Origin of the sequence: Micrococcus sp. (assembly GCF_034179925.1) — a bacterium.
In the GTDB taxonomy this organism is placed as follows: Bacteria; Actinomycetota; Actinomycetes; order Actinomycetales; family Micrococcaceae; genus Micrococcus.
This window is the reverse complement of sequence record NZ_JAXFPG010000011.1, coordinates 44,180-50,421: the sequence shown is the minus strand read 5'-3', so window position 1 is coordinate 50,421 and position 6,242 is coordinate 44,180. Positions and strand designations below refer to the sequence as shown.

The 6,242-nt window shown below is 72.5% G+C and carries 6 protein-coding genes; 5 read left to right on the top strand and 1 reads right to left on the bottom strand.

The window, feature by feature from the left end:
* The first annotated feature begins 130 nt into the window (after nt 1-130).
* The 4 genes from gatC (at nt 131) to SPI96_RS02385 (ending at nt 4,584) form a co-directional block, all read left to right on the top strand.
* Nucleotides 131-427, top strand: coding sequence for an Asp-tRNA(Asn)/Glu-tRNA(Gln) amidotransferase subunit GatC (gene gatC, locus SPI96_RS02400; protein ID WP_321080774.1), 297 nt, complete (start codon nt 131-133; stop codon nt 425-427).
* A gap of 5 nt (nt 428-432) precedes the next feature.
* Nucleotides 433-2,049, top strand: coding sequence for an Asp-tRNA(Asn)/Glu-tRNA(Gln) amidotransferase subunit GatA (gene gatA, locus SPI96_RS02395; protein ID WP_321080773.1), 1,617 nt, complete (start codon nt 433-435; stop codon nt 2,047-2,049).
* Nucleotides 2,046-3,548, top strand: coding sequence for an Asp-tRNA(Asn)/Glu-tRNA(Gln) amidotransferase subunit GatB (gatB, locus tag SPI96_RS02390; protein ID WP_321080772.1), 1,503 nt, complete (start codon nt 2,046-2,048; stop codon nt 3,546-3,548). Before gatA ends, gatB begins: the two co-directional genes overlap by 4 nt.
* A 172-nt stretch (nt 3,549-3,720) precedes the next feature.
* A complete protein-coding gene (locus SPI96_RS02385) occupies nt 3,721-4,584 on the top strand; it encodes a type II CAAX prenyl endopeptidase Rce1 family protein (RefSeq protein ID WP_321080771.1) in 864 nt (287 codons plus the stop codon).
* 70 nt (nt 4,585-4,654) lie between these two features.
* Here SPI96_RS02385 and SPI96_RS02380 read toward each other — a convergent pair whose 3' ends face one another.
* Nucleotides 4,655-5,305, bottom strand: a complete 651-nt coding sequence (locus SPI96_RS02380) for a VOC family protein (RefSeq protein WP_321080770.1) — start codon at nt 5,303-5,305, stop codon at nt 4,655-4,657.
* A gap of 196 nt (nt 5,306-5,501) precedes the next feature.
* Here SPI96_RS02380 and SPI96_RS02375 point away from each other — a divergent pair, with 196 nt between their 5' ends.
* Nucleotides 5,502-6,188 (top strand): phospholipase, encoded by a 687-nt coding sequence (locus tag SPI96_RS02375; RefSeq protein WP_321080769.1) that lies wholly within the window; start codon nt 5,502-5,504, stop codon nt 6,186-6,188.
* Nucleotides 6,189-6,242 lie beyond the last annotated feature (54 nt).

Genomic DNA, 6,242 nt, shown 5'->3' with positions numbered 1-6,242 from the left:
GGGGGGGGTGGGGGGGGGGGGGGGGGGTCCCGTGTTGGGGGGCCCGCCCCCCGCACTAGACTCGACCCCGACCCGACGCCCGGAGCGCCCCGCGCCCCGGGCCGTCCTCGAGACCGCGTGAAGGAGATCCATGCCTGAGATCACCCGGGAACAGGTGGAGCATCTGGCCCGCCTGGCCCACATCCGGATGACGGACGAGGAGCTGGCCACCATGTCCGGCGACCTCGAGCAGATCCTGGGGCACGTCTCCCAGGTGCAGGCGGTGGCGGGTGCGGACGTGCCGCCCACCTCGCACCCGATCCCGCTGTCCAACGTGTTCCGCGAGGATGTGCCCACGGGCATGCTCACGCAGGAGCAGGCGCTGGATCAGGCTCCGGACGCGGAGGACGGCCAGTTCAAGGTCCCGGCGATCCTGGACGGGGAGTGATCGGCATGACGCAGACCTTCGACGTGAACGCCCCCCTGGACGCGGACGGGCTCGTCCGCCTCACCGCCCTGCAGATGGCCGAGCGCCTGCGCGCCGGCACCACCACCTCCGAGGAGTTGGTGCAGGCCCACCTGGACCGCATCGCCGCGTATGACGGCGACCCGCGCGCCGAGGCGGCCACTGACCGCGGCGTGCGCTCCTTCCTCCATGTGGACGCCGAGGGTGCCCTGGCGACCGCTCGTGAGGTGGATGCGATCCGCGCCGCCGGCGGCGAGCAGGCCGAGGCCCTGCACCCGATGGCCGGCGTGCCCGTGGCGCTGAAGGACAACATCGTGACGGTGGGCCAGCCCACCACGGCGGCTTCCCGCATGCTCGAGGGCTGGATGAGCCCCTACGACGCGACCGTCGTGGCCCGCATCCGCGAGGCCCGCCTGCCGATCCTCGGCAAGACCAACATGGACGAGTTCGCGATGGGCGGCTCCACCGAGCACTCGGCGTTCGGCCCCACCCGCAACCCCTGGGACCTGGACCGGGTGCCCGGCGGCTCGGGCGGCGGCTCCGCCGCGGCCGTGGCCGCGTTCCTGACCCCCTTCGCCCTCGGCTCGGACACGGGTGGCTCCATCCGTGAGCCTGCCGCGTTCACCGGCACCGTGGGTGTCAAGCCCACCTACGGTGCGGTCTCCCGGTACGGCGTGATCGCCATGGCCTCCTCCCTGGACCAGGTGGGACCGGCTGCCCGCACCGTCGCGGACGCCGCGGCCCTGCAGCAGATCATCGGCGGGCACGACCCGCAGGACTCCACCTCGCTGCCGGATGAGCAGGCCGACCTCCTGGCGGCCGCCCAGGGCGGCGCCCTGGAGGGCCTGCGGGTCGGCGTCGTCGCGGATCTGCTCGGGGAGGGCTTCCACCCCGGTGTGAAGGCCGCCTTCGAGGAGCGCCTGGCCGCGCTGCGCGAGGCCGGCGCGGAGGTTGTGGAGGTCTCCTGCCCGCACTTCGCCGCAGCGCTGGGCGCCTACTACCTGATCATGCCCTCGGAGGCGTCCTCGAACCTCGCCCGGTACGACGGCGTCCGCTACGGCCTGCGGGTCGTGCCGGACGGCGGCGGGACCATCGAGCAGGTCATGGGCGCCACCCGGGCCGCCGGCTTCGGGGACGAGGTCAAGCGCCGCATCATCCTGGGCACCTACGCGCTCTCGGCCGGGTACTACGACGCCTACTACGGGTCCGCGCAGAGGGTCCGCACGCTCGTGCAACGGGACTTCGCCGCGGCCTTCGAGCAGGTGGACGTGCTGCTCACTCCCACCGCGCCGACTCCGGCGTTCGAGCTGGGCGCGCAGACCGCGGACCCGGTGACGATGTACCTCAACGACATCGCCACGATCCCCGCGAACCTGGCCGGCGTGCCGGGCGTCTCGGTGCCCGGCGGTCTGGTGGACGGTCTGCCCTTCGGCCTGCAGCTGATGGCCCCGGCCCGTGAGGACGCCCGCCTGTATGCCGCGGGTGCCGCCGTTGAGCGTCTCGTGGAGGAGCGCCTGGGCGGTCCCGTGTGGGCGCAGGCACCCGAGCTGGAGAAGGGCGCCGAGCGCGCCGCCGCGACGACCCCCGCAGGAGGCCGCAAGTGAGCACCGCAGATGTGATGGACTTCGCCGAGGCGATGGAGCGCTTCGACCCCGTGCTCGGGTTCGAGGTGCACGTGGAGTTGAGCACCGCCACGAAGATCTTCTCCTCCGCGCCCAACGCGTTCGGCGACGAGCCGAACACCAATGTGACCCCGCTGGACCTCGGGCTGCCGGGCACCCTGCCGGTGCTGAACCGGCAGGCCGTGGAGTACGCGATCCGTCTGGGCCTGGCCCTGGACGCCACGATCGCCCCGAGCTGCCGGTTCGCGCGGAAGAACTACTTCTACCCGGACACCCCGAAGAACTTCCAGACCTCCCAGTACGACGAGCCGATCGTCGCCGACGGGCACCTGGATGTCGAGCTCGAGGACGGCACCGTCTTCCGCGTGGAGATCGAGCGGGCGCACCTCGAGGACGACGCCGGCAAGCTCACCCACCAGGGCGGCTCCGGTCGCATCCAGGGCGCCTCGGCGTCGCTGGTGGACTACAACCGCGCCGGTGTGCCGCTGATCGAGATCGTCACCCGGCCCATCGTGGGCGCGGGGGAGCGGGCCCCGGAGATCGCCCGGGCGTACGTGACGGCCCTGCGGGACATCGTCAAGGCGATCGGCATCTCCGAGGCTCGTATGGAACAGGGCAATGTGCGCTGCGATGCGAACGTGTCCCTGATGCCCAAGGGCGCCACGGAGTTCGGCACGCGCACGGAGACGAAGAACGTCGGCTCCACCCGCGCCGTGCAGCAGGCCGTGACCCACGAGATCCAGCGCCAGGCGGCGATCCTCGCCGCCGGGGGCACGATCACGCAGGAGACCCGCCACTGGCACGAGGACACCCGCACCACCACCTCGGGCCGCCCCAAGTCGGACGCGGACGACTACCGCTACTTCCCGGAGCCGGACCTGCTGCCGGTGGTCGTGGACGAGGCCTGGATCGAGCGTGTGCGCGGCGAGCTGCCGGAGCTGCCGGCTGTGCGCAACAGGCGTCTGAAGGCCGAGTGGGGCTTCTCGGACGCGGAGTTCCGCGACGTGGTCAACGCCGGTGTGGCCGAGCAGATCGCCGAGACTGTGCAGGCCGGGGCGACCCCCGCAGCCGCGCGCAAGTGGTGGATGGGCGAGATCGCCCGCCTGGCGAATGTGGCGGAGAAGGAGGTCGCCGAGCTCGGCGTCACCCCCGCGCACGTGGTGGAGGTCGAGGAGCTGATCGCGGCCAAGACCATCAACGACAAGATCGCCAAGCAGGTCCTCGGGTTCGTCGCCGAGGGCGAGGGCACCCCGAAGCAGATCGTCGAGGCCAGGGGCCTGGCGGTGGTCTCCGACGACGGTGCCCTGACCGCCGCCGTGGACGCCGCCATCGCCGAGAACCCGGATGTGGTGGAGAAGATCAAGGGCGGCAAGATGCAGGCCGTCGGCGCCCTGATCGGCCCGGTCATGAAAGCCACCCGTGGTCAGGCCGACGCCGGCCGGGTGCGCGAGATCGTGCTCGAGCGCCTCGGGGTCGGCTGACCGATCCCTGCCCGCGAGGGTGCCGTGGCGGCTGCCACGGCACCCTCGCCCAGCGTGAGCACGTTGGGGCGGGCAGGGAGGTCATGGCCCCGCGCCACGCTCGACAGGCCGCCGCTTCCCACGCAGGCGTCCCTAGCCTGCGGCTCCCACCACTGCTCTTACACTGGCGCCCATGACCGCGCCGGCGCCCCGTACACACCTTCCCGCCCCGTCCGCCCGGACCGTCCGGTGGGAGGTGGTGATTGTCCTGGGCCTGTCCCTGGGGCGTTCGGCGGTGTACGCCGTGGTCCAGCTGCTCGACAGGGCCACGCAGGCGCCCCTGGGCGAGCAGACCACGGTGCTCAACCCCAGCCAGTCGGACCGCTGGGTGTTCGACCTGACCTACCAGCTGTTGGGGATCGGCTTCTCCCTGGTGCCTGTGGCGCTCGTGCTGCACCTGCTGTGGCTGCGCGGCCGGAACCCGTTCCGGGTGCTCGGGCTGGACCTGCGCCGCCCGGGCAGGGATCTGCTGTGGGCGTTGGCTCTGTTCGCGGGCATGGGGGCGGGGACCCTCGCGGTCTATGCGGCCGGGCGCACCCTCGGGGTGACGACGGCGATCGTCGGCTCCGCGATGGACGGCCACTGGTACACGGTGCCGGTGCTGCTGCTCTCGGCCGCCCGGCACGCGCTGCTGGAGGAGGTGATCGTCGGGGCGTGGCTCGTGGACCGGTTCGGGTATCTGCAGCAGCTGCGGGCTGCCGGGCTCGCGCGGGACCCCCAGCCGAGGCTCGCCGCCCCGCGCACCACGCCGGCCGGTCTGTTCCTGCCGGTGCGGGTGTGGTCCGTGCTCCTGGGGCTGGCTGTGCTGCGCGGGGCCTACCACCTCTACCAGGGGGTGGGTCCGGGGGTTGGCAACGCCCTGATGGGGGTGGTGTTCGTGCTTGTGCTGCTGCGGGTGCGGCGGGTCATGCCGCTCGTGCTCGCACACTTTCTCCTGGATGCTGTGGGCTTCGTGGCGTTCCCGCTGCTGCAGCAGGCAGGGTTGCTGGGCGTCTGAGCGGGTGCCTGATCGGCTGCGAGAGGCGGGGCGCGCCGGCTCGGGGCGCCCCGCCGCCGTCGTCGGAGGGTCAGAGAGTGACGTCGCCCTTCGGCGTCGAGAAGGTGACCGCGAGGATTCCGGGGGTGCCGGAGGGGGCCGAGTACTCGAGGTTCACGTCCGCGACCATCGCGTCGTCATCGCCACCGAGCCACTCGCGCAGGCGCTCGGGGGAGCCGGCGATGGAGATCCTCTCGATGGAGGCCTGCGGCTCGGCCGCCTGGGAGGGGTGCATGTCCTCCTGGCCGTCGGCCCAGCGCACGATGAACGGCAGCTGCGGGTCCGAGAGGGTGCCCTTCACGCCGATCTGACGCCAGGTGAGCTCGCGGCCGTCGGGGAAGCGGCGCAGCGCGTGCACGGCTTCGCGCTCGAGGCGGCGCTCGAAGCGGCCGATGTCCGTGGTGGCCACAGCCCAGGACATCCAGCCGCCACCCTGCTCGGAGCGGGCGCGCACGAGCTGGCCGAACGGGGCGCTCAGGGCCGCCGGGTGGTCCAGGGCCTCGACGACCTCGAGGAACTGACCGTTGCGCATCGGGAACACCACGTTCTGGGTGCCGAACCGCGGGTGCACACCGCCCTTGATGCGCTCGATGCCGAGAGCCTCGCGGATGCGCTCGGTGGTCGCTTCCAGGCCCTCGGGGCCGGCGGCGTAGGAGACGTGGTCCATGCGGCAGGTTTTCACGATGCGATCCTCTCGGGGCGCCGCGCGGGACGACGGCGGATTCCAGATGCGAGCGGGAAGGCAACCGTCCTGCGAAGGGGCGGCCGGTCCCCGTGCCGGAAGCGTATCCGTGTGTGACACGGCAGACGAAATCGGCCGCCGTCCAGGGTCTCGACGTCGGCCGGCGTCGGAGCGGGTCGGCCGTACCCTGGTGCCCATGACCGACACCGATGCTCCCACGCCCGCCCCCACCGTCCGCTGGTCCCGCCCCGAGGCGGAGCGCACCGAGCACCTGCTCGTGCTGCTCCACGGCTACGGGGCCAACGAGGACGACCTGTTCGGCCTGGTCCCGCAGCTGCCCGACCACCTCACGGTGGCCGCAGTGCGCGCCCCGCTGACCCTGCAGCCCGGGGCCTACGCCTGGTTCCCGCTCACCCAGGACCCGGCCACCGGGGAGCTCGGCGCTGAGCCCGCCCCCGTGCGAGAGGCGATCGAGGGCCTGCACGCGTGGATCGCCGCGGTCCGGGGCGGGTTCCGCACGGTGTCCCTGCTGGGCTTCTCCCAGGGCATGGCCATGGCCACCTCCCTGCTGCGCCTGGACCCGGAGGCGTACACGTGCACGGTGGGACTGTCCGGGTTCGTGGTGGACCCGGACCGCCAGGAGGGCCTCGGGGACCTGTTCAGCCGGGACGAGGAGGTCGCCCGTGTGCGGCCCAAGGTGTTCTGGGGGCGCGGCCAGGACGACCCGATCATCTCCGAGGCGCGGGTGGAAGCGGCCCACGCCTGGCTCAACGAGCACGTGGACCTCATGAAGGTCGTCTATGCGGGCCTGCCACATGCGATCAACGCCCAGGAGCTCGGGCACGTGGGCGAGTACCTGCAGCACACGGTGCCCCGGGGCTGAGGCCGGGGTCTGCGCCGGGGGCCGTCTCCGGGCCTGCAACCGGACCGGGCATGG

Bases quoted from the DNA above. Each gene is read 5' to 3' on its own strand.
- gatC (WP_321080774.1), top strand. From the start codon at position 131: ATGCCTGAGATCACCCGGGAACAGGTGGAGCATCTGGCCCGCCTGGCC.
- gatA (WP_321080773.1), top strand. From the start codon at position 433: ATGACGCAGACCTTCGACGTGAACGCCCCCCTGGACGCGGACGGGCTC.
- SPI96_RS02385 (WP_321080771.1), top strand. From the start codon at position 3,721: ATGACCGCGCCGGCGCCCCGTACACACCTTCCCGCCCCGTCCGCCCGG.
- SPI96_RS02375 (WP_321080769.1), top strand. From the start codon at position 5,502: ATGACCGACACCGATGCTCCCACGCCCGCCCCCACCGTCCGCTGGTCC.